The organism is Serratia sp. K1WW1 (genome assembly GCF_055790865.1).
This window is the reverse complement of sequence record NZ_CM147697.1, coordinates 2,535,269-2,560,560: the sequence shown is the minus strand read 5'-3', so window position 1 is coordinate 2,560,560 and position 25,292 is coordinate 2,535,269. Positions and strand designations below refer to the sequence as shown.

Here is a 25,292-nt window from a genome sequence, read left to right as displayed (position 1 = left end):
ACGATCAGTGTAATAAATGAAAGCCAGGCGCGTTAGGAATTAACTCGTTCACGCTCCTCTAAAACGACAATTAATCATCGCCAGAATACGCAGAAGCGATCGATTATGGCCTGGTATCAAAATACATTGAGAGCATAAAAGAAATCAGCTGAGTGCTGGCGGGAAATCGTATTGGTGTTTTGATCAAGAGAAATAGATAAATTCAGCAACCGCGATGCATTTTAGGTTATGGTAACGCTGTCCCCACATCGGAAACCGCCCGAAATGACCGATTACTCTGCTACAAATGCAAACGGCCTACTCGCTGCTTTGCCACCGCCGGTATGGCAACGTTTGAAGCCCTTGCTCACACGGGTTGAACTACCACTTGGCAAAGTGTTGTATGAGTCGGGTGATACTATGACTCATGTCTACTTTCCTGCCACGGCTATCGTCTCGCTGCTTTATGTTATGGAAGACGGCGCCTCCGCAGAGATTGCCGTGGTAGGACATGAGGGAATTGTCGGTGTTTCGTTATTTATGGGCGGAGGATCCTCCCCTATTCGTGCCGTGGTACAAAGTGCCGGATATGCTTTCCGTTTGCCGAGCCTGGCGTTAAAACATGAATTCCAGCAAGGGGGAGAGCTCCAACGCCTGTTCTTACTCTATACACAAGCTCTGCTGACTCAGATGGCGCAAACGGCCGTTTGTAACCGGCATCACAGCATCGATCAACAGTTGTGCCGCTGGTTATTACTCAGTCTGGATCGTCTCTCTGGTAATGAACTGGTTATGACTCAAGAACTGATTGCCAATATGTTAGGCGTTCGGCGCAGCAGCGTCACCGAAGCTGCACTCAAGCTTCAACAGGCAGGATTAATCAGCTACACCAGGGGGCATATAACCGTTTTAGACCGCCGAGGTCTTGAGCACCGCACCTGTGAGTGTTATGCCGTAGTGAAAAAAGAATATGACCGGCTATTAGCTTACGTACCGAATAGGCAAAGCCAATCTTCTGTAGATGGGCTTATCAGCGATTAATAACGGATATTTTAGTGCCTTCGATGCTTAGGCCGGCCATGAGCCCTTGTTGATCAAAGATAAATGCATAAGCTGCATCTTTTAGCGTTGATGATGACAGATTCTTGGCCACTCCCTCATTCACCACTACCACGGTAGGGCCAACGCCAATTTCCCAACCTTTCGATTTTTCAAGGTAGTTTACGGAGCTGTCATTCATCAGGAAAACAACATAGCCATAAGACTGAGCCCCTGCTTGCAATCCCCAAGATGCGGACACCGAATTATAATAATTTGCAGGCTGGTCATTTTTTAACAGCACGCCCTCACCGTAGCTGCCGCCGAACACCAATCCGGCTTTTATAACTTTAGGAAAAACCAGTATGGCACGTGACTGTTTTGCTATTTTCTTGGCTATAGGATTATGTTTGTAAAGGATATTGAGTGCCTGCTTAGCATCTCTATCTAACTCATCAGCAGATGCGGCAGAAGCAACTACGGGGCTCATACCAATTATTAGCGCAGCCATAATTGGCAGCGTGTATGCTTTTATCATTTTCATTTTCATACCCTAGGTTTTATTGCTGTGTTTTTATTTGAACTTAATCATAAGTGAACAATGAAAAAATATCTGTACGCTTGCGTACATAGCATCAAATTAATGTTTCCCCCAACAAATCAACTTTTATAAAATCATTGGCCGCATGCCATTTAAAAAATAATAACGGGCTATCACCCCCATATTGGAGTATACTGAGTTACCTTACATTTAATAGGTGAAATATTTACCTCTCTTAATTGAAACAAGTTTTACTTCCAACGAACCAAAACCAAGGGGATATATTATGATGATATTCAATAAACGTATTGGAACTGCCACTCTGGCAATTATGCTGATTTTGTCAGTCAGTGCCTGCTCCAACATGTCAAAACGTGACCGTAACACGGCCATCGGTGCAGGTGCGGGTGCCGCAGGTGGTGCCGTATTAACTGATGGCAATGCAGTAGGTACCATCGGAGGTGCTGCCGTCGGTGGGCTTATTGGTAATCAGATAAGTAAATAAATTCAGTTATGGTGGGGTATCATACAGATCGATCTGCGTGGGGTTTATTGCTGATATGTTAGGCGCCGTAACGAGTTTCGCTATTGGCCATTCTTCCGTTTCAACGCCCGCGTTATGGTAGCTGTCTGATAAGAATAAAGGGATTTATATGAAAAAGAAGATGTCGTGTATCTCTTTAAATTACAGGAAAGTCCTGGGAGCCTCATCCCCGGTATTGAGCATCGATTTCGTTAATACAAAAAATGAGCATTTTACGATACGTTATAATTTTCCGCCGGATACCCCAAAACGCACAGAACGGCGAGTCTCCATACTTTTAAACCTTCTGCAGAGACAACAAAAATTTAATTTTAAGGGTTTCCGTGAGGGAAATATTCACAAACAAGTGAAATGAAAATTTGAACTTAACCCGTGAATGGGCTGAAAAAGGATGTTCCCCTCAGTATATAACAGCGCGCAAAACGCAGCCCCTTAGCTGAACTATTTAGTGTAAAGAGCTGAGTCACACTGCCCGTTAAGACTACTAATCTCCCCTCACCCCAACGCTCTGCCACAATACAGATCGAGTGCCACATTAACACTGCATTGGGGAGAGGGAGCGGGTCCGGAGTTGCGGTCAGATACAGTAGACAATTTGTAGCACGTTCAGTCCCCTCTCCTTTGGGAGAGGGGCATCACTGCACGTACTGCTACTTAACTGACAAGCATTAGCACGAATGTTCCCCATTTTCATGGCACACACTCATATCAGCTTGGCTTCCCTGAGTTCACTTTTCAGATAGGCGTAATAGATAGGAGCGGCAACCACGCCAGCCAGGCCAAATGCCGCCTCAAAGACCAACATCGCCAGCAAGATCTCCCAGGAGTTGGCCCTGATTTTGGTGCCAACAATACGGGCATTGAGGAAATACTCAAACTTGTGGATCACGATCAGGTAGAGCAGCGCAATCAGCGCCACCCCGAGGGATACCGACAGGCCAGAGATGAAAACAATGGTATTGGAGATCAGATTGCCGATCACCGGCAGCAGGCCAAAGATAAAGGTAAACACCACCAGCGTTTTCGCCAGCGGGATATGGATCCCGCACAGCGGTAGCACACCAAGGATAAAGATAGCCGAGAAGAAGGTATTGATTGCCGATATTTTAACCTGAGCAAACACAATATTGCGGAACGCCTGCGATAGCAGCGAAATCCTTTTCATCAGCTCACTTTTCAGTAATGGCCGATCCTCGCTTTTATCAATGTTATACAGTGAGACTATGGCACCGAGCACCATCCCGATCAGCATGGTCACCAGGCCATGCAGCACGCTCTTGCCCATAGTCTGCAGCAGCGCTATGTGCTGTTGCATCCGGCTCAGGATCTCGTTCTTCAGTTCTGCCACACTCAACGGCAGATAGCCCGGCATATATTTTGCCACCTCTTGCTGGACATCCTGCAGGATGAACGCAATACGGGTGTTGATGCCAGAGATATTCTTCATATCCTGCATCAGATAGCCGACGATACTCCCCACAATGGTGATCAACAGGCCGACCACCAAGGTGCTGATTACCGCCACAACCAGCCATCTGGCCCGATGGCCGCCGATCACCTTCTGAAAATGTGGCGTAAGGATATTCACGATCTCGTAAACCAGAAAACCCGCCATAAAGCAGGTAAGAAGATGCAACGGCAACAGCAGCAGGATCCCCCCCATCACAAAGATGAAACTGATTATCCTGGCCTGTTTGACATTCATTATCTGCATTGTTACTCGCTTGTCCTTGAGAGGATAGGATTTTTAAGTACCTGTTTTGGTATTATGTTTTATTTAACATGCAAAACAGAACACGACAACTTAAATCACCTGGCTTCAAGGCTGGAGTTCTGGCTTTCGTCCTAATAGCTCTCAGGCTCTGCGGGATGGCTATCCCCTAAAATATGCGGCGATTTCACGAATACTCCTTTCCACGGCACCGAGCCAGTATTGACCAGGAAATGCGCCTCGCCAGGATCACACTGCAACACATCCCCTTCACGCAGCAATTGCCTCTCCCCTTCCAGATACAGGCACACTTCTCCACTGACAGTGTAAAAGACTTCGCAAACCTCCTTGTGGCGGTGATTTCTGAACGACTGTCCTGGCTGCAACACCACGACGCCCATATCGCACATCGGCCCACGGATCAGGTATTTGGGGCCATTGTCGCCGAAGCGATAGTCGTGATCCATTTCATTGGTCTTGATCATGATACCCTCCTCTTAAAGGCCAGGAGCCTTCCACATTGACGTCGTCAACCCGTGATCAACCAAACCAAGTTGATCCAGATACACCTCCAGCCATTTTTGACGTGCCTGTTGATAAACCTCACGGTTATCCGGGTTCGGGATATGTTCCCTATCCCAACGCACCAGGCTCTCCCCCGCATCTGCCAACGACGAATAGACCCCTACCCCCACACCAGCCGCAATAGCACATCCCAGCGCGGTAGCTTCCTTAACCACCGGGACTCGTACGGTCAGCCCGGTGACATCGGCCAGGATCTGGCTCCAGAGCGTGCCTTTTGAACCACCGCCGGCAAACACCAGCGAATCGGCTTTGACACCTGAAAACTCGGCGATTTGTTGTAGATTACAGGCCGACACGATGGCCGCGTTCTCTTCAAGGGCGCGGAACAACGTAGCTTTGTTGCACTTTTCCGGATCGATCGACAGGTTGATAAATGAGGGGGCGGCGTGATACCAGTTCTTAAAGCGCATGACATCGGAGAAGATGGGCATCACGCCATGAGCACCTGATGGTACCCGCCTGGCCATATCTTCCAGCAAGGCATAGGTATCCACGCCCAGACGTTCACCAATCAGCTTCTCCTCGGCGCAGAAGGCATCACGGAACCAGCGCATGGTCAGGCCGGTAAAAAAGCTGATGGATTCAGCCTGAGCCATTCCCGGGATCACATGCGGGTTAATGCGCACATTCATATTGGGATCGGTAACCGGCGCAGGAAGGTTCACCACCTGCTGCCAGAACGTTCCGCCCAATACGGCGGTCTGTGCTGGTCTGACAATGCCAAGACCCACGCATCCCAGTTGGACATCACCTCCCCCGACAATCACCGGTGTGCCTGCCCGCAGGCCTGAAAGTGCAGCAGCGTTGGCCGTCACCGCCCCCAACGGTGTTCCCGTCTCTTTTACCGGTGAAAGGATGTCAGAGCGCAGGCCCGCCATTTCCAACAGGCCTTTTCTCCAGTCTCGTGTGACCAGATCAAGCAACCCGGTAGTCCCGGCATTTGATGGGTCGACCGCAAGTTCACCGCTAAGCATATAAGCCAGCCAGTCACTGATCATGGTGACCGCGGCTGCCTGGCGATAGATATCAGGGCGGTAATGCGCCAACCACAGCAGCCGGGGCATGGCGCTGAGTGCCAGAGTCTGCCCTGAACAACGGTAAACCTCATCTTCAAAAGTATGGTTGTGGATCTCTTTTAACTCGCTGACCTCACGCGTTGCCCGTGCATCTACGTTGGCACATGCCCAGATCGGCTGACCTTCTGCATCATAGATCACAATTCCTTCACGCATTGAACACGCAGCCACGGACGCAATCGCCTCCGGCGCAATGGCCGCCATCTTTAACGCCTGATGGATGCATTGGCAGGTGAGGTGCCAGTTTTTGGCAAGATCGAATTCCATGGAGCCCGGTACATCAGGGACCGCCAAATGTTGCCATTCGGCTTGCCCTACGGAGACTTGATTGCCTTGCAAATCAAAAATTACCGCTCTGATGCTGCCGGTACCGGCATCCAGAGCCATCAGGTATTGGCCTGATGTGGCAGGAGTACAGAGTCGAGCCATGAGTTTGTCCTCGGCTGGTGTTTGAGACAGTCTGTTACATCGCTATTAACCTTTACTTTCCAATAAGTTTGAGCATTTCTGCCGCCGTGTCCTGATCGGTGACCAACGCGTTGATATAGCCGCCCTTCAATGCCGCCACTATCGCTTCGGCTTTTGGTACTCCCCCCGCAACCCCGACAACGGTAGGTATGGTGGCAAGCGCGCTCAAGCTCAGCCCTATCAATTCTTGATGAATTTGCATGTCGGGAATAATTGCGCCGGTGGCGTCAAAAAAGTAGCCAAGAATATCGCCAACGGCGCCTTTGCGGCCAATCATCAGTTGCTCGCCTTCGGTGATATAGCCAGCGCGTAAAATGGTGGCGGCATCTTTTTGGCTCACCGCACCGATCCCAACGACGGCGACATCGGCAGCCTGGGCCGCCAGCAGCACGTCCCTGACGCTATTCTCATCCCGCAGGGTACGGGCAATATCGGCAGAGGAAGCGCGCAACGGCGCTGGGATCATGCTGACGCTGCAGGCGGCATCCAACTGACCAATCCCGGTCATATAAGGCCCCACACCACCGGAAAGCGTGACCAGGCGAATTTGCTGCGAAGAAATGAAGCCGCTGAGCCTTTTCAAGGTGCTCATGGTGGCCTCACCAAATCCGGCCGCCAACAGCTGCTGCGGCTCCAGGGACTCCATCAACATGTGTGCCGCACCGATCCCCAACCTCGCGCTGTCATCAGCCTCGGCCAAGGCGGGCAATACGCGAATGTTTTTCAGGTCAAAGTGTTTTTTCAATGCATCTTCATACTGTAGGCAACCTTCAAAGCGGGAGTTAATCTGCACCCGAATGATCCCAGACTGATGCCCTTTCTCCAGCAAACGCGAAACTTTAAGGCGCGTCAGCCCAAGCCGGGCGCTGATCTCGCTTTGCGTCAGCCCATCGTGGTAGTAGAACCAGGCGATGCGGGCAACCTGCTCCTCCTCACACATGCCATGTTCGCTAATCAATGCACTGTCATTTATCGTCATAAATCCGCTTCTCTTTGAACATTTTTAAATCTTGAACACAATTGTTCCGCTATCGCTCAACAATAGCTGTGAGTCATGCCACAAATATACACCAAATTTGAACATCGGTTTTACTAGCACACAATTATTCAAAAAACGTGATCGCAGTGATGGTTTTATCGCCAAACCATGACTAAGGTTATGAACAATTAGTTTTCTAAAAAATATTTGTTCAACTCAGTCACTCATCTTCGAGTGAACGGAGGCAAGATGCAAACCGGTGAATACTCAGATCCACCTCTGCTCTGTGTACAAAATATCAATAAGCACTATTCCGGTGTTGCGGTGCTGAAAGGCATCGACTTTACCCTGCATGCCGGCGAGGTACATGCCCTGCTCGGTGGCAATGGCGCAGGGAAGTCCACGCTGATGAAGATCATTGCTGGCGTAGTACCACCAGACGGCGGCGCTATCGAGATCAATGGCCAGCGTTGTGCCAACCTGACCCCGGTCAAAGCGCATCAACTGGGGATCTATCTGGTGCCGCAGGAACCGCTGTTGTTCCCCAGCCTGTCGGTTAAAGAGAATATTCTGTTTGGCTTGCCTGCCAAGCGGGCTGCTGTTGAAAAAATGCAGCAGTTACTCGCACTGTTGGGATGCAAACTTGAGCCCAACAGTATGGCAGGGTCGCTGGATGTGGCTGACCGCCAGATCGTTGAGATCATGCGGGGATTAATGCGTGATTCCCAGATCCTGATCCTGGACGAACCCACGGCGTCGCTGACGCCTGCCGAAACGGACCGATTATTTGCCCGCCTGCATGAATTGCTTGGCAAAGGTGTCGGTATCGTCTTTATTTCCCATAAGCTGCCGGAAATCCGCCAGATTGCCGACCGCGTTAGCGTAATGCGTGACGGCAAAATCGCCCTGACGGGGAAAACCACCTCGCTGACCACGGATGAGATTATTCAGGCAATCACCCCAGCGGCCCGTAATGTGGATCTCTCCGCCAGCCAGAAACTGTGGCTCGAACTGCCTGGCAATCGGCCAGCCAACCCTCAGGGCAAAGCCGTATTGCAGTTGAGGGAACTCACTGGCGAAGGCTTCCGGCAGGTGACACTCAACGTCCACGCTGGCGAAATCCTGGGTCTGGCTGGCTTGGTCGGCTCCGGGCGCACCGAGTTGGCTGAAACGCTGTATGGATTACGCCCAGCCAGTGCGGGCAGCATCATGCTCAATGGTGAAGAGATCGCGGAACTGAGCACCCGCCAGCGGTTGCAACGCGGGTTGATCTATTTACCGGAAGACCGGCAGTCTTCCGGGCTGTATCTGGATTCATCGTTATCCTGGAACGTCTGTGCCCTCACCCACAATACCGGCGGGTTCTGGGCCCATCCACAGCGTGATAACGCTACGCTTGAACGTTATCGCCGGGCGCTGAATATCAAATTCAACCACCCGGAACAACCGGCCCGCACCCTGTCTGGCGGTAATCAACAAAAAATACTGATCGCCAAATGCCTGGAAGCATCGCCACAGTTGCTGATCGTCGATGAACCGACCCGTGGCGTCGACGTCGGTGCACGCAACGATATCTATCAGCTCATTCGGAGCATTGCCCAACAGCATGTCGCTATCCTGTTTATTTCATCCGATCTCGAAGAGATAGCCATGATGTCCGATCGCGTCTGCATCATGCACCAGGGCGAGGTGGCAAGCAGCGCTCTGTGTGGCGACGAGATTACTGTCGATACCATCATGCATATGGCCTTTGGCGAACAACACGTCGTATCTCCCTCCTCCTATCAACCTCATACCAACGGGGAGACCTCATGCTAAAGATGATACAAAACAACCGAGAGCTGACGGCACTGCTGGCCATCATCGCTCTGTTTGCACTACTGGGGAGCATTGATAGCAGCTATTTCAGTTTTCAGACGCTGACCATGATCTTCAGCAGTTCGCAAATCCTGATGCTGCTGGCCATCGGCGCGGCGCTGGTTATGCTGACCCGTAACATTGATGTCTCCGTCGGTTCCATCACCGGGATGTGTGCGGTGCTGCTTGGGATAACGCTCAATGCGGGATATAGCTTGCCCGTCGCCTTTAGCGTCACGCTGCTACTCGGTTTGCTGGCGGGCTTTTTTAATGGCGTGCTGGTCGCCTGGTTTAAAATTCCTGCCATAGTCGCCACCCTGGGCACCCTTGGTCTTTATCGTGGCATCATGCTGCTATGGACTGGGGGTAAATGGATCGAAGGGTTACCAAACTCGCTCAAGCAACTTTCTTCACCGGTGCTGCTGGGCATCTCACCGATTGGCTGGCTAACCTTACTGCTGGTGGCGTTAATGGCCTGGCTACTGCTGAAAACCTCATTCGGCCGCAGCTTCTATGCCACCGGTGACAACCTGCAGGGTGCACGTCAACTCGGGATCCGCACCGAGGCCATCCGCATCATCGCTTTCTCACTTAATGGGCTAATGGCGGCGCTCGCCGGGATCGTGTTTGCCGCACAGATTGGCTTTATTCCCAATCAAACCGGCACCGGCCTGGAAATGAAGGCTATTGCCGCCTGCGTGCTGGGAGGCATCAGCCTGCTTGGTGGCTCTGGCACGGTGGTGGGGGCCATTCTGGGTGCCTATTTCCTGACGCAGATCGACAGCGTGCTGGTACTGTTGCGCATTCCTGCCTGGTGGAACGACTTTATCGCTGGCCTGGTTTTGTTGGGGGTTCTGGTGTTTGATGGCCGCCTGCGCTGCGCCCTGCAAAAGAATATCCGCCGCCAGAAATATGCCCGGTTTATCGATCCTCCTCCCTCGTCCCCAACATCCCCTCACTCCACCCAACTCCCTGCCCAGGGAAAAAAACGGGAGATCGCATGATGGCACAATGGCGACGTTTCGGCTGGGAACTGGCGCTGGCCGCCCTGCTGCTGATTGAAATCCTGGCGTTCGGGGTCGTAAACCCACGCATGCTGGATATTAATGTCCTGCTGTTCAGCACCAGCGATTTTATCTGTATTGGCATTGTGGCACTGCCGCTAACCATGGTGATCGTCAGTGGCGGCATTGATATTTCATTTGGTTCCACCATTGGCCTGTGCGCCATTGCGCTAGGGGTGATGTTCCAGGCGGGCCTGCCCTTGCCGTTGGCAATAGCGATAACGCTGGCCTTGGGCGCCCTGTGCGGTTTGATCAACGCCGGATTGATCATCTACACCGGTATCAATCCTCTAGTGATCACCCTCGGCACCATGTACCTGTTTGGCGGTAGCGCCCTGCTGCTTTCGGGCATCTCTGGTGCCACCGGCTATGAAGGCATCGGCGGATTCCCGATGGCCTTTACCGATTTCGCCAACCTGACGGTATTTGGCCTGCCAGTACCGCTGACGTTCTTTATGGTCTGTGTTCTGCTGTGCTGGCTGCTGATGCACCGGACACACGCCGGGCGCAACATCTTCCTGATTGGCCAAAGCCAACGCGTGGCGCAATACAGTGCGATCCCGGTTAACCGAACGCTGTGTGCGCTCTATGCAATGACCGGCTTTGCTTCAGCCATTGCTGCAGTGCTGCTGGTTTCCTACTTTGGTTCGGCACGTTCCGACCTCGGCGCCTCCTTCCTGATGCCTGCCATCACGGCGGTAGTGCTTGGCGGGGCAAATATTTACGGCGGCTCAGGTTCCATTCTCGGTACCGCCGTAGCCGTCTTGCTGGTCGGTTATCTGCAACAAGGATTACAAATGGCTGGCGTGCCTAATCAGATCTCCAGCGCACTTTCCGGAGCGCTGCTGATTATTGTCGTCGTTGGCCGCTCCATCAGCCTGCATCGGCATCAAATCAGAGAGTGGATCCAGCGACGCAGCAGCATCAATCAGGTTTGAGCAATGACATACATCTTCTGACAACGCGATATACGGAGAACAACATGACCCTACAACGTATCAAAAAAGTCGCGCTTTTAAGCGTACTCGGCATGGCTTCGCTAAGCATTGGCGTACAGGCAGCAGAGCGCATTGCCTTTATCCCCAAACTGGTGGGCGTCGGCTTTTTCACCAGCGGCGGTAATGGAGCATTAGAGGCGGGGAAAGAGCTGGGCGTTGACGTGACCTACGATGGCCCAACCGAGCCCAGTGTGTCCGGCCAGGTTCAGTTGATCAATAACTTCGTTAACCAGGGCTATAACGCCATTATCGTCTCTGCCGTCTCCCCGGAAGGACTCTGCCCGGTATTAAAACGTGCCATGCAGCGTGGCGTGAAGGTATTGACCTGGGACTCAGACACCAAGCCCGAATGCCGCTCTTACTACATCAATCAGGGTACGCCAGCCCAACTCGGGGGCATGTTGGTCGATATGGCAGCCAATCAGGTGAAGAAAGATAAGGCCAAGGTCGCCTTCTTCTATTCCAGCCCGACGGTGACCGACCAAAACCAGTGGGTGAATGAAGCCAAGCGTAAAATCGAGAAAGACCATCCGGGCTGGGAAGTGGTCACCACGCAGTTTGGTTACAACGATGCCACCAAGTCACTGCAAACCGCCGAAGGGATCCTGAAAGCCTACGGCGATCTGGACGCCATCATAGCCCCGGATGCCAATGCCTTGCCCGCAGCGGCCCAAGCGGCAGAAAACCTCAAGCGTGACAACGTGGCGATTGTGGGGTTCAGCACCCCGAACGTCATGCGCCCTTATATTCAGCGCGGCACGGTTAAAGAGTTCGGCCTGTGGGACGTGGTCGAACAAGGGAAAATTTCGGTTTACGTGGCCAACGCCCTGCTGAAACACGGTGAATTGAAGGTTGGCGACAAGCTCGATATTCCTGGTGTGGGCCAGGTAGAGGTTTCACCAAACAGCGTACAAGGCTACGACTACCAGGCAAAAGGCAATGGCATCGTGCTGCTACCTGAGCGCGTGGTGTTCAATAAAGACAATATCGACAAATACAACTTCTAACCTATCGCCCCGATTATTTGGAGGGAGTAAAACAATGGCTGATTTAGATGACATCAAAGATGGCAAAGACTTCCATATTGACCGGCCGCAGCAAAATGCCCTGTTTAGTTTAAAAGGGTGTGGTGCGCTGGATTGGGGTATGCAGTCCCGCCTGGCACGCATTTTCAACCCCCGCACTAACCGAACCGTGATGCTGGCCTTTGACCACGGCTATTTCCAGGGGCCAACGACCGGGCTGGAGCGGATTGATATCAATATTGCACCGCTGTTTCAGCATGCAGACGTGCTGATGTGCACCCGGGGTATTCTGCGTAGCGTGATCCCGCCAGCCACTAACAAACCCATCGTCCTGCGCGCTTCAGGAGCAAACTCCATTCTGACCGAATTGAGCAATGAGGCGGTGGCGGTCGCCATGGACGACGCGGTGCGTCTGAATAGCTGTGCCGTCGCTGCGCAGGTTTATATCGGCACGGAACATGAGCATCAGTCGATTAAAAACATCATCCAACTGATCGATGCAGGTCTGAAAGTCGGCATGCCTACCATGGCGGTGACCGGCGTAGGGAAAGATATGGCGCGCGATCAGCGTTATTTTTCACTGGCCACGCGTATTGCCGCCGAGATGGGGGCGCAAATCATCAAGACTTACTACGTGGATAAAGGGTTCGAACGCATTGTGGCTGGCTGCCCAGTCCCCATCGTCATCGCCGGTGGGAAAAAGCTGCCAGAGCGCGAGGCGCTGGAGATGTGCTTCCAGGCCATCGATCAAGGGGCGTCCGGGGTAGATATGGGGCGGAATATTTTCCAGTCAGAAAGCCCGGTTGCCATGATCAAGGCGGTACACGCCATCGTTCATCAGAACGAAACGGTAGAACACGCCTACGAACTATTCCTCAGCGAAAAAGGCTGATACGGCTGAAATGCGGGCCGGTTTTCCAGGCCCGCCCCATTCAAGGAGGCAGATTATGCACGTTACCCTGGTCGAAATTAACGTTCATGACGACAAGGTTGAACGGTTTATCGAGGTGTTTCGGCAAAACCATCTGGGCGCGATCCAGGAAAAGGGCAACCTGCGCTTCGATGTGTTACAGGACCCTGACATCGCCACGCGCTTTTATATTTACGAGGCCTACGCCGATGAGCAAGCCGTGGCTTTCCATAAAACGACTCCGCACTACCAGGCCTGCGTCAAAGAGCTGGAGTCTTTGATGACCGGCCCACGCAAAAAGACGGCCTTTATTGGTTTGATGCCCTCACCCCAACCCTCTCCCACAGGGAGAGGGAGCTGATAGCCCCTGCTCTGTTGCTGTCTCTTATACACATCTCAAATTGCGGTCAAATAGCCGTAATTTGAGAAACATAGCAGGCTGATTTTAAAGAGAATTTTTTCGAGCGAGGAAATGATAAGCTTAAAATAATTCCCATATAAAACAGCAAGATGCCAAGTTGTGTATAAGAGACAGGCTCTGTTGAGGGGAAGAGAGATTGTCTCAGTAATCTCTCTCTTACGGGCCACGGCAGCAGCCCGTTGCTGTTACAGGTAAACGTTCAGGTATTCCACCAGGCACAGAATCGCCATTGCCTGACCATAAGGCATCGAAGTGAGCGGAACCTGGCGATAGTAGTCCAGGTTTTTGCCCATGGCGGTACCGAACGAGACCTGCATCAGTTCGCCATCGGTGTTGATTTGTTTCACCACCCCTTGCAGCGCTTTTTCGGCGATCTGCAGATACTTGCCGTCGATATAGCGTTTGCGCACCGACTTCAGGATCCCGAACGCGAAACCGGCGGTTGCGGATGATTCCAGATAGGAGTCCGGATCATCCAGCAGCGTATGCCACAGACCACTTTCGTGCTGGCACGCTGCCAGAGCCGCCACCTGGCATTCCAATACCTTTACCAGGAAACGGCGGGTAGCATCGTATTGCGGCAGATCCAACAGTTCGAGGAATTCCGGGATCACGATGGTCAGCCAACTGTTACCGCGAGCCCAGCGGGCTTTGGCGAAGTTGTGCTTACCGTCGAAGGTCCAACCGTGGAACCACAGACCGCTTTCGCGCTCCATCAGGTGCTGGATGTGGACCAGAAACTGATATTTGGCCTCTTCCACATACTCTGGGCGGTTCAGCAGCTTGCCAATTTTGGCCAGTGGCAACACGCTCATCATCAGAGTATCGTCCCACAGTTGCTGATGGTTTTCCTCCGCCAGCGTGACGTGCTGCATACCTCCGCGCTCGGTGCGTGGCATTTCATGCATCAACCATTCCGCCCATCGCTCCAGATACGGTAGCCAGCGTGAATCACCCGTTTCCTCATAGCGGTAGGCCAGGGTGAGAAACGGACAGGCGGTATTCACATTCTTGGTTGGCGTGCCTTCGGCAAAGCGCGCGGTAAACCAATCATCAACGATCGTACACATCTTGCTGTCGCCAGTCTGGCGATAATACTGGTTGATGCCATACAGACCGATGCCGTGCGTCCATTCCCAACCGGCCCAGCCTTTGGTATCGATGACGCGGCCATCGTCGAGACGCAGCAGGAATTCGCCGGTTTCATCAGTGATATTGACCAGGTTGTCCACCAGGCTATCAATCAACTGCTGCAGTTCCTGGCGGCTGATAAAGCGCTCCGGTTGGCGCAGTAACGGGCTGTGTTTTACGGGATATACCAACATAGTAATGTCCTTTTATGCCTTTAGATCAAGGTGTTATGCTGCCTGCCGCTTTCTGGCCTTGAGTGGCCTTGGGCAATGGCGGAGCAGCAGGTTTTTTGCGGTTGAGGTAACCAATATTGTTGTTACCCCAAAGAGATTCATAAGGCATACCTGCCAGCATTTCGACGGTAGCGCGCGCTTGCGGTGTGATGTTCTCCGGTACCACTCGGCCCGCAATGCGCATCTTCTCAGTTTCCTGGCGCAGTACACCGTGTGTGGTCAAGTTGAGTTTGAAGCGCAGCGAGACGGTGAAGCCGATAGCCAGCACAACCAAAGTACCGACGCTCAGGATCATCAGAATGGCGTGACTCACCTCGGGTAATTGATGATTTTGGCCTGAAACAAAGCCTGACAGTTGCAGAATGATGCCAACCAGCATCACCGCACCGGCCTGGGAGGCCTTACGGGTCAAGGTCATGATGCCGGCAAAAATGCCTTCACGGCGTTGCCCGGTGATCACTTCATCCACATCGGCAATATAGGTGTAGATATTCCAGGGTACGTAGTTGATACCACCCCGGCCCAAACCGGCGAGAGCGGAGACCAGCAGCAACAATGAGAAAACGTCACTGAGGTTGGCATAATACAGTACGGCGTAGGAGATCGCCCCTATACCGAACAGCACGACCACCATACGGTAGGACGGCGCGGGCCCGAACCGAATGCACAGCGGGATCATGGCGATCACCGCGACAAATTGCATGATGGCCATGGTGCCCATCAGGTTGGAGGCCGTGGCAGCACTCTGCATCAGCACAAACACCACGTAATAGGTGAACACCGCATTGAAGACGTCCTGGGCGATATACCCCCCAAGATACATCCCCAAGTGCTGGCGGAAAATACGGACGCGCAGCGTAGAAGACAGCTCGACGTTCAAGCGCTTCAAGCTCTGGAACAGCGTGAGCTTTTGTTTTTCAGCTTCCAGCGCGGCAGCAGATTTTTGTTCTGCTGGCCTCTCCCAGGTGAAGAAATAGACCAGCGTCAATACGCAGGCGCAGATGATCGAGAACACCAGACTTGAATAGAAGAAGGAAACGGCACTGTCTTTACCCAGGTAGTTGAGCAGAATGCCTGGCAGGAATGCCGCCAGAATGGCAGACAACTGCGCTAGCCCAATGCGGGCACCAGAGAACTTGGTTTTTTGTTTGAAATCATCCGTCATCTCCGGCACCAGCGTTTCATACGGTACCAGGATCATGGTGTAGACCACGTCAAAGAACAGATAGGTCAGCAAATAGTACCAATAGTCCATATGGCCAACCCACATCAGGCTGTAGCTAAAGACCAATGGAATACCGAGCAGGATAAAGAACTTGCGGCGGCCAAAGCGTTTGCCCAGCCAGGTGGAGCCAAAATTGTCGGTCAGATAGCCCATTAACGGGCTGACAACCGCATCCAGTACCCTTGCCATCGCAAAGATAAAGGTGGCTTCAATCGGGCTAAGCCCACAGAACGTGGTATAAAAATAGAGTAACCAGGCGGCGGTGAGTGCCGTGGTTCCCGCACCGAGAAAATCTCCAGAGCCGTAAGCAAGATAGTTAAACAGACCGATTTTACGTGTCTTCATTGTTGCCATCTCCGTAGCCACATCACGTGTTATCTTCCCGGCGATATGCAGGGAATTTTCGTAACATACGGTTATGGCTATGGGAAAACCTTTGTGTTTTTGCCAGTGATGGCGAGTCTATGGCAAACAAAAGAAGAAAGAGCCGATCAATCTCTATCTTTTAAAACTATGTTTTATTTTTACGATAACAGCGTTCCTTTTTTTTCATTACAGCCTGATACCGCCAGTGATGTAGCGGATTGATGAGACCTAATTGCCCATATTGCGGCAGTACTGGCTCAAAAACTCAACGCAAACCTTCAGCTTGGTCGATGAGTAAAGCGGCATCTGATAAACCGCCCAGATGTTGGCGCTCTGCGCGTAGTCGGGCAAAACCCGCACCAGCACGCCATCGCGCAGAAACGGCGAGACATCCCATTCGGAACGCAGCATGATCCCTTTGCCATTCAGAGCCCAATGCAAGACGATCTCCCCGCTGTTGGACGACAGATGCCCGGATATTTTTACCGACTTTTTACCTTGCTGGTTTTCCAACTCCCATACGCCGATAGTTTGATCACGTTCCTTGGTCACCAGGCAATCATGATGCTGCAAATCTGCCAGCGTCTCGGGCATCCCCCGCTGTTTTAGGTACGCGGGAGACGCACAAAGGATGCGCTGGTTCTTGGCCAACAGCTTGGCAATGTAATTATCCGGAATGTCATCGTTGATCCTGATATCCAGATCGACATTATCCCGGTTGAGGTCAATTTGCCGATCAAACAGCTCAAAGTTGATCTGCAATTGCGGATAGATCTCCATGATCTCCATGATGGCTGGCGCAATATAAGCCCGGCCAAAACCGAAGCTGGAGCCAATGCGGATCATCCCCACCGGTTGTTCCTTGATATGCGTCACCTCATCCACCATCTTTTGCAGGCGATCCATAATCTCCAGCGAGTGGGCGTAAGCCGTCTGCCCGCTTTCCGTGAGCGCCATGCCACGAGAGGACCGATTCAGTAACTTCACACCCAGTAATGCCTCCATCTGTTGGATACGTTTAGTGACAAATGCCGGTGTCTGCCCCAATATTTCGGCGGCAGCACTGAAACTGCCGGTATTAACCACCGCAATTAGCACCTGTAAATCTTTAGGTTGAGGATAATGAATTAACGACATAATTTTCTAGCCTCACTGAAATACTCACTAAATAGTTATCAATGAATGACGCTATCGTTATTTAACTGTTTTATTTTGCTGCACAGGTGTTAAATGCATTTCCTGCCACATTGCAATTTAAATTCCATCTACATGAATTTAAACAAATAATTATGATTAACATTCTGTGAATTAACGGTTCACGAACCGGTTGCGGCTCGTCCCTCTCCGCTATGGTAGCGTTTATTCAGGCCAAGAAAACGCTTTTTATAACTATTAACAGTGAGCATGTTCATTTCAGCCTGACGGGAGTCACACTTATGAACGTAATTGAAAAAAACGCTAAGGTTGAGCAACTCACCCGCATTGTCGCTAATTTCACAGCCATGATCTCAACGCGCATGCCGGATGATGTCGTCGATAAATTAAAACAGCTACGAGAGTTAGAAACCGAAGGCATGGGCAAGATTATCTACCATACGATGTTTGACAATATGGAGAAAGCCATCGCCCTCAACCGCCCCGCCTGCCAGGATACCGGCGAAATCATGTTTTTTGTCAAAGTGGGCACGTGTTTTCCCCTGCTGGCCGAACTCCAGGCCGCACTGAAACAGGCGGTAGAGGATGCCACCGTGGCAGCACCACTGCGCCATAACGCGGTAGAGATCTTTGATGAGGTCAACACCGGTAAAAATACCGGCTCTGGCGTGCCGTGGGTAACCTGGGATCTGGTGCCCAACGGGAGCGATGCAGAAATTGAAGTGTATATGGCCGGCGGTGGCTGTACTTTGCCCGGCCGCGCCAAAGTGCTGATGCCTTCCGAAGGTTATGAAGGCGTAGTGAAGTTCGTTTTTGAAAACATTTCCACGCTGGCGGTCAACGCCTGCCCGCCGGTGCTGGTCGGCGTTGGTATTGCAACCTCGGTTGAAACAGCAGCCGTACTCTCTCGCAAAGCCATCTTGCGCCCTATCGGCACCCGCCATCCCAATCCAATCGCCGCCGATCTGGAGCTACGCCTGGAAGCTGGCCTCAACCAACTGGGTATTGGCCCGCAAGGGTTGATGGGGAACAGTTCCGTGATGGGGGTACATATCGAATCCGCAGCTCGTCACCCTTCGACCATTGGCGTCGCCGTCTCGACCGGTTGCTGGGCACACCGCCGTGGCACATTGCTGGTTCACCAAGATCTGTCGTTTGAAAGTATTTCCCACACTCGGGAGGCATTATGAAAAAGATCCTTACCACCCCAATTAAAGCGGAAGACTTGGCCGATATCCGCGTGGGCGACGTTATCTATCTCAATGGCACTCTGGTTACCTGCCGCGACGTTTGCCATCGCCGGCTGATCGAGCTCAAACGTGAGATCCCTTACAACCTGCGCGGCAAAGCGATTTTCCATGCGGGGCCAATCGTACGCAAGAACGGTGAAAAATGGGAGATGGTGTCAATTGGCCCGACGACCAGTATGCGAATGGAAAGCTTCGAGAAAGAGTTCATTGAACAGACTGGCGTACGGCTGATCGTCGGCAAAGGCGGTATGGGGCCAAATACCGTGGCTGGCTGTAAGGAATTCAAGGCGCTGCACGTGATATTCCCCGCGGGCTGTGCCGTAGTGGCGGCAACGCAGGTGGAGGAAATTGAAGAGGTGCACTGGACCGAATTGGGCATGCCGGAATCGTTATGGGTGTGCCGGGTTAAAGAGTTCGGCCCATTGATTGTCTCTATCGACACCCACGGCAATAACCTGATCGATGAAAACAAGAAGGTGTTTGCTCAGCGCTGCGAACCGATCGTGGAAGAGATCTGTCAGCACGTCCATTACATCAAGTGAACCGCCAGGAGGGGTAAGCGCCCCTCTTACCCAATAATTAGAAAGAGGTTCCTGCTATGGCAAAGTTTAATTTGTCATGGAGATGGTTTGCCCCAGTTATTGTGGCGCTAACCCTCGCCTTGTGCCCGGCTCCTGCGGGGTTGCAACCCCATGCCTGGCTCTATTTCTCTGTATTCCTTGGTGTTATCGTCGGCTTAATTCTGGAACCGGCCCCCGGTGCGGTAGTCGCCATGACCGGCTTGGCCATTATTGCCATTTTCTCGCCCTGGTTGTTATATAGCCCGGAACAGCTTGCCACGCCCGGCTTTAAATATACTTCCAGTTCGCTGTCGTGGATGGTCTCCGGCTTTTCCAACTCGGTGATCTGGTTGATTTTTGCCGCTTTTATGTTTGGGACCGGCTATGAAAAAACCGGACTGGGGAGGCGTATTGCGCTAATCCTGGTAAAAAAAATGGGGCATAAGACCCTGCTGCTCGGTTATGCCATTATGTTTTCCGAACTGTTATTGGCCCCGGTAACCCCTTCTAACTCGGCACGCGGCGCGGGGATTATCTATCCCATCGTGCGCAACTTACCACCGCTGTATAATTCCCAGCCCAATACGCCGAGCGCACGCAGCATTGGCTCATATATTATGTGGATGGGTATCAGCGCCAACTGTGTGACCAGTGCCATTTTCCTCACCGCCATGGCCCCCAACCTGCTGTTGGTTGGATTACTGAAAACGTCGTCCCATTTGTCGCTATCCTGGGGCGATTGGTTTCTTGGCATGCTGCCACTCAGTCTGCTGTTGATCGCTCTGGTTCCCTGGTTAAGCTATGTCCTTTATCCGCCAACCATCAAGGCCGGTGAGCAGGTCCCCAAGTGGGCCTCTGCCGAACTTGCAGCAATGGGGCCACTCAGCCTGCGTGAGACGAAAATGCTGGGGCTGATGATCATTGCCCTGCTGCTGTGGATCTTTGCGGGGCAGTATATTGATGCGGCGCTGGTCGGTTATTCGGTGGTAGCGTTGATGTTGCTGGGCAAAATTATCACCTGGGATGACATCATCAGTAATAAAGCGGCTTGGAGCGTGTTTTTCTGGTTGGCTTCGCTGATTGCGTTGGCGACCGGATTGAACAACGTCGGTTTTATTACCTGGTTCGGCAAGCTGATAGCCCAAGGTTTGCAGGGATTCTCGACCACGGTGGTGATGGTGCTGTTGGTCATAGTGTTCTATCTGCTGCGCTACTTCTTTGCCAGCGCGACAGCTTACACCTCGGCGTTAGCGCCAATGATGATTGCCGCCGCACTCATGCTGCCCGCTATCCCATTGCCGACCTTCAGCCTGATGATTGGTGCTGCCATTGGCCTGGGAAGTATTGTTACCCCTTATGCCACCGGCCCCAGCCCGATTTACTATGGTAGCGGTTATCTTCCCACCAACGACTATTGGCGGCTTGGAGCCATCTTTGGTCTGATCTTCCTGGGGTTGTTAATTGTTACCGGATTGGTGTGGATGCCGATGGTGATGGGCTAGTAAAACCGGTTTTCCGGTCTTGATTTACGGCAAAGCGGCGACGGCTTAACCACCTGAGCTAAAACCGTAAAAATATTCTTGACCGGTTAACCGACTCTCCCTATAGTAGCGCCCCGTTGCACTGAGTAAGCGCAACGTACGGTGAGGTGTCTGAGTGGCTGAAGGAGCACGCCTGGAAAGTGTGTATACGCGAAAGTGTATCGAGGGTTCGAACCCCTCTCTCACCGCCATATTAAATGAGAAAGCCTGGACTAACGTTCAGGCTTTTTTATTGCATGTAACACAATCAGAGAGGGGTGAGAAGCCTCGACAGGGTTCGACAAAATGGCTCGCAGCGCAGAGACATTTTGGACGGCCGACGGGCCGCCCGCAGGGTGAGCTTGCGAATCAAGCCCTCTCTCACCGCCATATTAAATGAGAAAGCCTGGACTAACGTTCAGGCTTTTTTATTGCATGTAACACAGTCAGAGAGGGGGTGAGAAGCCTCGACAGGGTTCGACAAAATGGCTCGCAGCGCAGAGACATTTTGGACGGCCGACGGGCCGCCCGCAGGGTGAGCTTGCGAATCAAGCCCTCTCTCACCGCCATATTAAATGAGAAAGCCTGGACTAACGTTCAGGCTTTTTTTATTGCATGTAACACAGTCAGAGAGGGGTGAGAAGCCTCGACAGGCGCGCACTGCTGTGTCTCTTGGGCATCAGTGAAAAGTTATTTAGACTTACAGCCTAAGCAACACGTATTGCGTCAATACTAAACAGCCAATTTTTCAATTAGCTGTTTTTTGTAATTTGTTAAACCGCTAGACACGTTCAAGGATCATCGCAATGCCCTGTCCAACACCAATGCACATGGTACACAATGCATAGCGCCCCTTTCTTCGTTCCAGTTCTAACGTGGCGGCCAGCGCCAAACGCGCCCCGCTCATCCCCAAAGGATGCCCCAGCGCGATGGCACCGCCATTGGGGTTCACCTGTTCGGCATCATCGGCTAGCCCCAATTGACGTAACACGGCCAAAGCCTGGGCGGCAAAGGCTTCATTAAGTTCGATAACGTCCATTTGCGCTAAATGTAACCCAGCTATCGCCAACACTTTGCGTACGGCGGGCACTGGCCCGATCCCCATAAGTCTGGGCTCGACTCCGCAAACGGCGGTAGCCACAATCCGCGCACGAGGCGTTAAGCCAAATGATGACGCCACGGCTTCTGAAGCGACGATCAATGCTGCCGCCCCATCATTGATACCTGATGCATTGCCTGCGGTGACCGTACCTGGAGTATGGAAAAGAGGTTTCAGCTGTTGTAATTGCTCAAGGGTGGTCGCGGCACGTGGATGCTCATCCTCGGTGATAGACGTTTCAGCCCCCCGCTTACTTTGTATCACCACCGGCGTGATTTCTTCAGCCAGTAAGCCCTGCTGCTGCGCACGCGCAGTACGCTGTTGGCTACGATAGGCAAAAGCATCCTGAGCCGCTCTCTCGATGGCGAACTTGCTGGCGACATTTTCTGCCGTTTCCGGCATGGTGTCAGTACCATACAGTTGGTGCATCAGCGGATTGACAAAGCGCCAGCCCAGCGTGGTATCAAACATCTGCGCCTGGCGGCTGAAGGGCGTATCGGCTTTCCCCATCACCCACGGTGCTCGTGTCATCGACTCAGCCCCTCCGGCCAGCAGTAGGTTAGCTTCACCTGCTTTTATACTGCGGGCAGCAATCGCCAGAGCATCCAGGCCGGACCCACACAGGCGATTGATCGTCGCACCGGTGATTTCGCAAGGTAAACCGGCCAACAAGGCGGCCATACGGGCCAGATTACGGTTATCCTCCCCAGCCTGGTTGGCACAGCCAAGAATAACATCATCAATTCGCTGTAAGTCTAACGCCGGATAACGCGCCAGCAAGGCCCGTATCGGTATGGCTGCTAAATCATCGGCGCGCACGCTGGCCAGCGCCCCTGCGTAACGGCCTATCGGTGTTCGCACACCATCACAGATAAATGCGTGTTGCATACTATTTTCCTCAATAAAAACCCTATGTTAACAAAGTGCTAACCGCTTTATGGCAACGATAAATCCACGGAAAAGCGCCACTCTCTCTGCGCATCGGCAACCAAAAACCCCATATTTGTAACAAACATCTAACTTTTGACCATTTTTAGTAACATTATTTTGTATAAATTATCTCAATATGTCTATATTAATCGATAATGAACATTGTTATTAACCCGCACAGTCCAGTTCAGAGGCTGGATAAGGGATGCCGTCTGTGGAGAAAGGGAACGGTAAACGTTACCGGGCGCTCATCCGCCATTCTTTGGTTTATCCGCATCAGCAGACTGGTCTTGTAGTTAGCCAACACCAGAGAAACAGGGACGCCTCTACGCCGCTTTTTGGCCATGAACGTTGTTCCTATCACTGTAAACGGGTCGCTGTTGCAGCGACTCAACAGACTTCAAGATGTAATCCGGGTAACAACTAAAGCAACCCACGACGGCCCGTTCATGCAGCGAACAGTCAACATCTTGATTTCCGCCTGCAGCTTGAAAAAGCAAAGGCATAAAAAAGACAATTATCCTGGGAGGAATGATGAAATTAGCAAGATGGTTAGCGTTGTGCTTGTCATGTACTACCGCACTGGCAACGCTATCAACCGCCAATGCGGCTGAATATGAGGTTGGTGAAGTGATCTCGCTGACCGGGGTAAATGCCCGGGGTGGCACAGGAATGCATGAAGGCATGAAGGTCGCCGAATCGGTGTTCAATCAACGATCTGGAACAATACAGATAAAAATCAGGACTATCGACGACGAGTCATCACCGGCCAAAGCGGTGGCGGCGGTAGAGAGATTAGCCGCTAATAACGTCGTCGCCATCACCGGAGGAGCAACTTCAGATATTGTGGGGCCAGCCGCCACTGCGGCAGATAAACTGGGCCTGCCCTTTATGACCTCTGGGGGAACCAGCAGCGAGTTTCTGACCCAAGGGTTCCACTCTTTCTTTCGTATCAACAATACCAACGGTTATGTCAAAGCTATGGCTGGCCTGCTTGAAACCATGCAGACCAAAAAGCTGGCTATCGTTTACTCCACCAAAAAATCGACCAGTGAAATGGCACGCATGATGCAACAGCTAATGGCCGAGAAAGGAGTGACGGTCACCATGCACCCCTTTGAAGCCACTACCGTCGATTTCAAACCGATTATCAATAAGATCAGGCTGAAAGACCGCCCGGACGCGATCAATATGATCGGCTACGAAAACGATTATGTGGGGATTTTGCGGGCAGCCAGAGTCCTCAAACCCCAGGTTAACGCCATGGTCGGGGCCTGGCAGATCGCTACCTCCAAGATGTATCAGGACTTCCCCGATCTGGTTGAAAAAACCTATGGCACAGAAATGTTGCCGGTGCCGGTGACCTTCAACAGGCCGGATGGCCAGGCATTTGAAGCCGCTTTCCGCGAACTCTATCCGCACGAGCCAGATTATCTTTCACAGTATGGTTATGTTCAGGCCATGTTGCTGTTCGAAGCTATCGAGCGGGCTGCGGCAACTGGAACGCTGGATAAAGGCGGTATTGCACAACAACTGCGTTCCACCGAGGTGGATACCATCATTGGCCAGGTACGCTTTAACCAGCAAGGCGACAATGAAGAGTTTATGCAGAACATCGGCCAGCATCAGAAAGGAAAAATTGCCATTGTGTGGCCTGCAAGCGCAGAGACAGGTCCGATGCAGTATCCCGGGACGCCTTGGTAACTCCGCGAGCTATTTGGATACCTGTTCCACCTGAAAAAGAGGTGTGCATGACTGAATTATTGCTTCAATCGTTATATTCCGGCCTGCTGGCGGGGAGTATCTATGCTCTGGCGGCATTGGGGCTGGCATTGGTGTTTGGCATTATGCGGCTGGTCAATCTGGCCCACGGTGAATTGGTGCTGCTGGCGGGATATATCGCCTACACGTTCGAGTCGTCTACCGGTCTCGGGCCATTATGGTCAATTCCGTTAGCCTTCGTGGTGGTCAGTGCGACAGCTATCGGCATCTATATGCTACTCAGCCGCATCAAGATTGACCGTGAACTTAACTCACTGCTGTTAACCTATGGCGTGGCTATCATTCTGACCAACCTGATCCTGCTGATATGGAACGCCAATATCCGCTCCAGCAACTCAGCCTGGTTACAGGAGCCCATTGATTTCGCTGACTTGTATGCGATGCAAGGTGAGTTGGTGACATTCCTTCTCAGCCTGGTGTTGCTGTTTGCATTATGGAAATGGTTGGCACGCAGTTGGTATGGCCGTGCCGTGCGTGCCGTTTCCAGCAATCGCGAAGCCGCCATGCTGATGGGGATCAACCCTAAGCAGACAGAGATGATCTCATTCCTGCTTGCGGGCATGATGGCGTCCGTTGCCGGTGTTGCTATTTACTGCACGCGGGTTCTGCAACCTTCGTTAGGGGAAGCGCTAACCATCAAAGCCTTTATTATCACGGTGCTGGCCGGGATCGGTTCTATCCCTGGCGTTCTGGTGGGGGCGATTGTGATCGGTATTGCCGAAGCCATGACGGCAACACTATTCAATCCGGCCTGGCAAGATCTGGTCAGTATGGGGCTATTCCTGCTGGTCTTGTTCCTGCGTCCTAATGGTTTGTTCGGCGCAGTTCGGCGCCAGGGATAACAC

At 52.2% G+C, this 25,292-nt stretch carries 23 protein-coding genes and 1 tRNA gene; 14 read left to right on the top strand and 10 right to left on the bottom strand.

Features of this window, described 5'->3' with window-relative positions; genetic code table 11:
* Positions 1-264: 264 nt before the first annotated feature.
* Positions 265-1,020 carry a Crp/Fnr family transcriptional regulator gene (locus ACX9GU_RS11560; RefSeq protein WP_473194849.1) on the top strand — a complete coding sequence of 252 codons (756 nt, stop codon included), beginning with the start codon at positions 265-267 and terminating at the stop codon, positions 1,018-1,020.
* Here ACX9GU_RS11560 and ACX9GU_RS11555 read toward each other — a convergent pair.
* Entirely contained in the window at positions 1,010-1,561 is a 552-nt protein-coding gene (locus tag ACX9GU_RS11555; RefSeq protein ID WP_473194848.1) for a lipid-binding SYLF domain-containing protein, read from the bottom strand. The two genes, ACX9GU_RS11560 and ACX9GU_RS11555, sit on opposite strands and share 11 nt — an antisense overlap.
* Before the next feature lie 283 nt (positions 1,562-1,844).
* On the opposite strand from ACX9GU_RS11555, the gene osmB reads away from it, so the two are divergent.
* Positions 1,845-2,063: an osmotically-inducible lipoprotein OsmB gene (osmB, locus tag ACX9GU_RS11550; protein WP_473194847.1), complete on the top strand. Its 219-nt coding sequence runs from the start codon at positions 1,845-1,847 to the stop codon at positions 2,061-2,063.
* Positions 2,064-2,805: 742 nt separating this feature from the next.
* On the opposite strand, the gene ACX9GU_RS11545 is transcribed toward osmB, so the two are convergent.
* The 4 genes from ACX9GU_RS11545 to lsrR all read right to left on the bottom strand — a co-directional run bounded on the left by ACX9GU_RS11545 (position 2,806) and on the right by lsrR (position 6,921).
* On the bottom strand, positions 2,806-3,816 hold the full coding sequence (locus ACX9GU_RS11545) for an AI-2E family transporter (protein WP_473194846.1): 1,011 nt from the start codon (positions 3,814-3,816) through the stop codon (positions 2,806-2,808).
* Between the two features lie 131 nt (positions 3,817-3,947).
* Positions 3,948-4,298, bottom strand: a complete 351-nt coding sequence (locus tag ACX9GU_RS11540) for a cupin domain-containing protein (protein WP_473194845.1) — start codon at positions 4,296-4,298, stop codon at positions 3,948-3,950.
* A 12-nt stretch (positions 4,299-4,310) separates the two neighbouring features.
* A complete protein-coding gene (gene lsrK / locus ACX9GU_RS11535) occupies positions 4,311-5,903 on the bottom strand; it encodes an autoinducer-2 kinase (RefSeq protein WP_473194844.1) in 1,593 nt (530 codons plus the stop codon).
* Positions 5,904-5,955: 52 nt separating this feature from the next.
* On the bottom strand, positions 5,956-6,921 hold the full coding sequence (lsrR, locus tag ACX9GU_RS11530; RefSeq protein WP_473194843.1) for a transcriptional regulator LsrR: 966 nt from the start codon (positions 6,919-6,921) through the stop codon (positions 5,956-5,958).
* Positions 6,922-7,170: 249 nt separating this feature from the next.
* On the opposite strand from lsrR, the gene lsrA reads away from it, so the two are divergent.
* The 6 genes from lsrA to lsrG are packed head-to-tail and all read left to right on the top strand — an operon-like array spanning position 7,171 to position 13,136.
* Entirely contained in the window at positions 7,171-8,739 is a 1,569-nt protein-coding gene (gene lsrA / locus ACX9GU_RS11525; protein ID WP_473194842.1) for an autoinducer 2 ABC transporter ATP-binding protein LsrA, read from the top strand.
* Positions 8,733-9,782 carry an autoinducer 2 ABC transporter permease LsrC gene (gene lsrC, locus ACX9GU_RS11520; RefSeq protein ID WP_473194841.1) on the top strand — a complete coding sequence of 350 codons (1,050 nt, stop codon included), beginning with the start codon at positions 8,733-8,735 and terminating at the stop codon, positions 9,780-9,782. Before lsrA ends, lsrC begins: the two co-directional genes overlap by 7 nt.
* The gene (gene lsrD / locus ACX9GU_RS11515) at positions 9,779-10,780 is read left to right on the top strand and encodes an autoinducer 2 ABC transporter permease LsrD (RefSeq protein ID WP_473194840.1); all 1,002 of its coding nucleotides are present in this window, start codon (positions 9,779-9,781) and stop codon (positions 10,778-10,780) included. The genes lsrC and lsrD overlap by 4 nt, the downstream gene beginning before the upstream one ends.
* A gap of 44 nt (positions 10,781-10,824) precedes the next feature.
* Positions 10,825-11,847 carry an autoinducer 2 ABC transporter substrate-binding protein LsrB gene (gene lsrB, locus ACX9GU_RS11510; protein WP_473194839.1) on the top strand — a complete coding sequence of 341 codons (1,023 nt, stop codon included), beginning with the start codon at positions 10,825-10,827 and terminating at the stop codon, positions 11,845-11,847.
* Positions 11,848-11,881: 34 nt separating this feature from the next.
* Entirely contained in the window at positions 11,882-12,757 is an 876-nt protein-coding gene (gene lsrF, locus ACX9GU_RS11505) for a 3-hydroxy-5-phosphonooxypentane-2,4-dione thiolase (protein WP_473194838.1), read from the top strand.
* 55 nt (positions 12,758-12,812) lie between these two features.
* Entirely contained in the window at positions 12,813-13,136 is a 324-nt protein-coding gene (gene lsrG / locus ACX9GU_RS11500; protein ID WP_473194837.1) for a (4S)-4-hydroxy-5-phosphonooxypentane-2,3-dione isomerase, read from the top strand.
* A 245-nt stretch (positions 13,137-13,381) separates the two neighbouring features.
* On the opposite strand, the gene bglB is transcribed toward lsrG, so the two are convergent.
* The 3 genes from bglB to ttdR form a co-directional block, all read right to left on the bottom strand.
* Entirely contained in the window at positions 13,382-14,521 is a 1,140-nt protein-coding gene (gene bglB / locus ACX9GU_RS11495; RefSeq protein WP_473194836.1) for a beta-galactosidase BglB, read from the bottom strand.
* 25 nt (positions 14,522-14,546) lie between these two features.
* Positions 14,547-16,130: an MFS transporter gene (locus tag ACX9GU_RS11490; protein WP_473194835.1), complete on the bottom strand. Its 1,584-nt coding sequence runs from the start codon at positions 16,128-16,130 to the stop codon at positions 14,547-14,549.
* 249 nt (positions 16,131-16,379) lie between these two features.
* Positions 16,380-17,288, bottom strand: a complete 909-nt coding sequence (gene ttdR / locus ACX9GU_RS11485; RefSeq protein ID WP_141132396.1) for an L-tartrate utilization transcriptional activator TtdR — start codon at positions 17,286-17,288, stop codon at positions 16,380-16,382.
* Positions 17,289-17,587: 299 nt separating this feature from the next.
* On the opposite strand from ttdR, the gene ttdA reads away from it, so the two are divergent.
* The 4 genes from ttdA (at position 17,588) to ACX9GU_RS11465 (ending at position 20,848) form a co-directional block, all read left to right on the top strand.
* The gene (ttdA, locus tag ACX9GU_RS11480) at positions 17,588-18,496 is read left to right on the top strand and encodes a L(+)-tartrate dehydratase subunit alpha (protein WP_071683341.1); all 909 of its coding nucleotides are present in this window, start codon (positions 17,588-17,590) and stop codon (positions 18,494-18,496) included.
* Positions 18,493-19,098 (top strand): L(+)-tartrate dehydratase subunit beta, encoded by a 606-nt coding sequence (ttdB, locus tag ACX9GU_RS11475; protein ID WP_473194834.1) that lies wholly within the window; start codon positions 18,493-18,495, stop codon positions 19,096-19,098. Before ttdA ends, ttdB begins: the two co-directional genes overlap by 4 nt.
* A 56-nt stretch (positions 19,099-19,154) precedes the next feature.
* Positions 19,155-20,618 (top strand): anion permease, encoded by a 1,464-nt coding sequence (locus ACX9GU_RS11470; RefSeq protein WP_174333536.1) that lies wholly within the window; start codon positions 19,155-19,157, stop codon positions 20,616-20,618.
* Between the two features lie 140 nt (positions 20,619-20,758).
* Positions 20,759-20,848 (top strand) — tRNA-Ser (locus ACX9GU_RS11465).
* Positions 20,849-21,417: 569 nt separating this feature from the next.
* On the opposite strand, the gene pcaF is transcribed toward ACX9GU_RS11465, so the two are convergent.
* Positions 21,418-22,623 carry a 3-oxoadipyl-CoA thiolase gene (gene pcaF, locus ACX9GU_RS11460; RefSeq protein WP_473194833.1) on the bottom strand — a complete coding sequence of 402 codons (1,206 nt, stop codon included), beginning with the start codon at positions 22,621-22,623 and terminating at the stop codon, positions 21,418-21,420.
* 368 nt (positions 22,624-22,991) lie between these two features.
* Complete coding sequence (locus ACX9GU_RS11455; protein WP_473194832.1) at positions 22,992-23,270, bottom strand: hypothetical protein; 279 nt, start codon at positions 23,268-23,270, stop codon at positions 22,992-22,994.
* Between ACX9GU_RS11455 and ACX9GU_RS11450 the strand changes: the two genes are divergently transcribed.
* On the top strand, positions 23,197-24,369 hold the full coding sequence (locus ACX9GU_RS11450; RefSeq protein ID WP_473194831.1) for an ABC transporter substrate-binding protein: 1,173 nt from the start codon (positions 23,197-23,199) through the stop codon (positions 24,367-24,369). The two genes, ACX9GU_RS11455 and ACX9GU_RS11450, sit on opposite strands and share 74 nt — an antisense overlap.
* Before the next feature lie 47 nt (positions 24,370-24,416).
* On the top strand, positions 24,417-25,289 hold the full coding sequence (locus tag ACX9GU_RS11445; protein WP_473194830.1) for a branched-chain amino acid ABC transporter permease: 873 nt from the start codon (positions 24,417-24,419) through the stop codon (positions 25,287-25,289).
* The last annotated feature ends 3 nt before the right edge of the window (positions 25,290-25,292 follow it).

Bases quoted from the DNA above. Each gene is read 5' to 3' on its own strand.
- ACX9GU_RS11560 (WP_473194849.1), top strand. From the start codon at position 265: ATGACCGATTACTCTGCTACAAATGCAAACGGCCTACTCGCTGCTTTG.
- ACX9GU_RS11555 (WP_473194848.1), bottom strand. From the start codon at position 1,561: ATGAAAATGATAAAAGCATACACGCTGCCAATTATGGCTGCGCTAATA.
- osmB (WP_473194847.1), top strand. From the start codon at position 1,845: ATGATGATATTCAATAAACGTATTGGAACTGCCACTCTGGCAATTATG.
- ACX9GU_RS11545 (WP_473194846.1), bottom strand. From the start codon at position 3,816: ATGCAGATAATGAATGTCAAACAGGCCAGGATAATCAGTTTCATCTTT.
- ACX9GU_RS11540 (WP_473194845.1), bottom strand. From the start codon at position 4,298: ATGATCAAGACCAATGAAATGGATCACGACTATCGCTTCGGCGACAAT.
- lsrK (WP_473194844.1), bottom strand. From the start codon at position 5,903: ATGGCTCGACTCTGTACTCCTGCCACATCAGGCCAATACCTGATGGCT.
- lsrR (WP_473194843.1), bottom strand. From the start codon at position 6,921: ATGACGATAAATGACAGTGCATTGATTAGCGAACATGGCATGTGTGAG.
- lsrA (WP_473194842.1), top strand. From the start codon at position 7,171: ATGCAAACCGGTGAATACTCAGATCCACCTCTGCTCTGTGTACAAAAT.
- lsrC (WP_473194841.1), top strand. From the start codon at position 8,733: ATGCTAAAGATGATACAAAACAACCGAGAGCTGACGGCACTGCTGGCC.
- lsrD (WP_473194840.1), top strand. From the start codon at position 9,779: ATGATGGCACAATGGCGACGTTTCGGCTGGGAACTGGCGCTGGCCGCC.
- lsrB (WP_473194839.1), top strand. From the start codon at position 10,825: ATGACCCTACAACGTATCAAAAAAGTCGCGCTTTTAAGCGTACTCGGC.
- lsrF (WP_473194838.1), top strand. From the start codon at position 11,882: ATGGCTGATTTAGATGACATCAAAGATGGCAAAGACTTCCATATTGAC.
- lsrG (WP_473194837.1), top strand. From the start codon at position 12,813: ATGCACGTTACCCTGGTCGAAATTAACGTTCATGACGACAAGGTTGAA.
- bglB (WP_473194836.1), bottom strand. From the start codon at position 14,521: ATGTTGGTATATCCCGTAAAACACAGCCCGTTACTGCGCCAACCGGAG.
- ACX9GU_RS11490 (WP_473194835.1), bottom strand. From the start codon at position 16,130: ATGAAGACACGTAAAATCGGTCTGTTTAACTATCTTGCTTACGGCTCT.
- ttdR (WP_141132396.1), bottom strand. From the start codon at position 17,288: ATGTCGTTAATTCATTATCCTCAACCTAAAGATTTACAGGTGCTAATT.
- ttdA (WP_071683341.1), top strand. From the start codon at position 17,588: ATGAACGTAATTGAAAAAAACGCTAAGGTTGAGCAACTCACCCGCATT.
- ttdB (WP_473194834.1), top strand. From the start codon at position 18,493: ATGAAAAAGATCCTTACCACCCCAATTAAAGCGGAAGACTTGGCCGAT.
- ACX9GU_RS11470 (WP_174333536.1), top strand. From the start codon at position 19,155: ATGGCAAAGTTTAATTTGTCATGGAGATGGTTTGCCCCAGTTATTGTG.
- pcaF (WP_473194833.1), bottom strand. From the start codon at position 22,623: ATGCAACACGCATTTATCTGTGATGGTGTGCGAACACCGATAGGCCGT.
- ACX9GU_RS11450 (WP_473194831.1), top strand. From the start codon at position 23,197: ATGATGAAATTAGCAAGATGGTTAGCGTTGTGCTTGTCATGTACTACC.
- ACX9GU_RS11445 (WP_473194830.1), top strand. From the start codon at position 24,417: ATGACTGAATTATTGCTTCAATCGTTATATTCCGGCCTGCTGGCGGGG.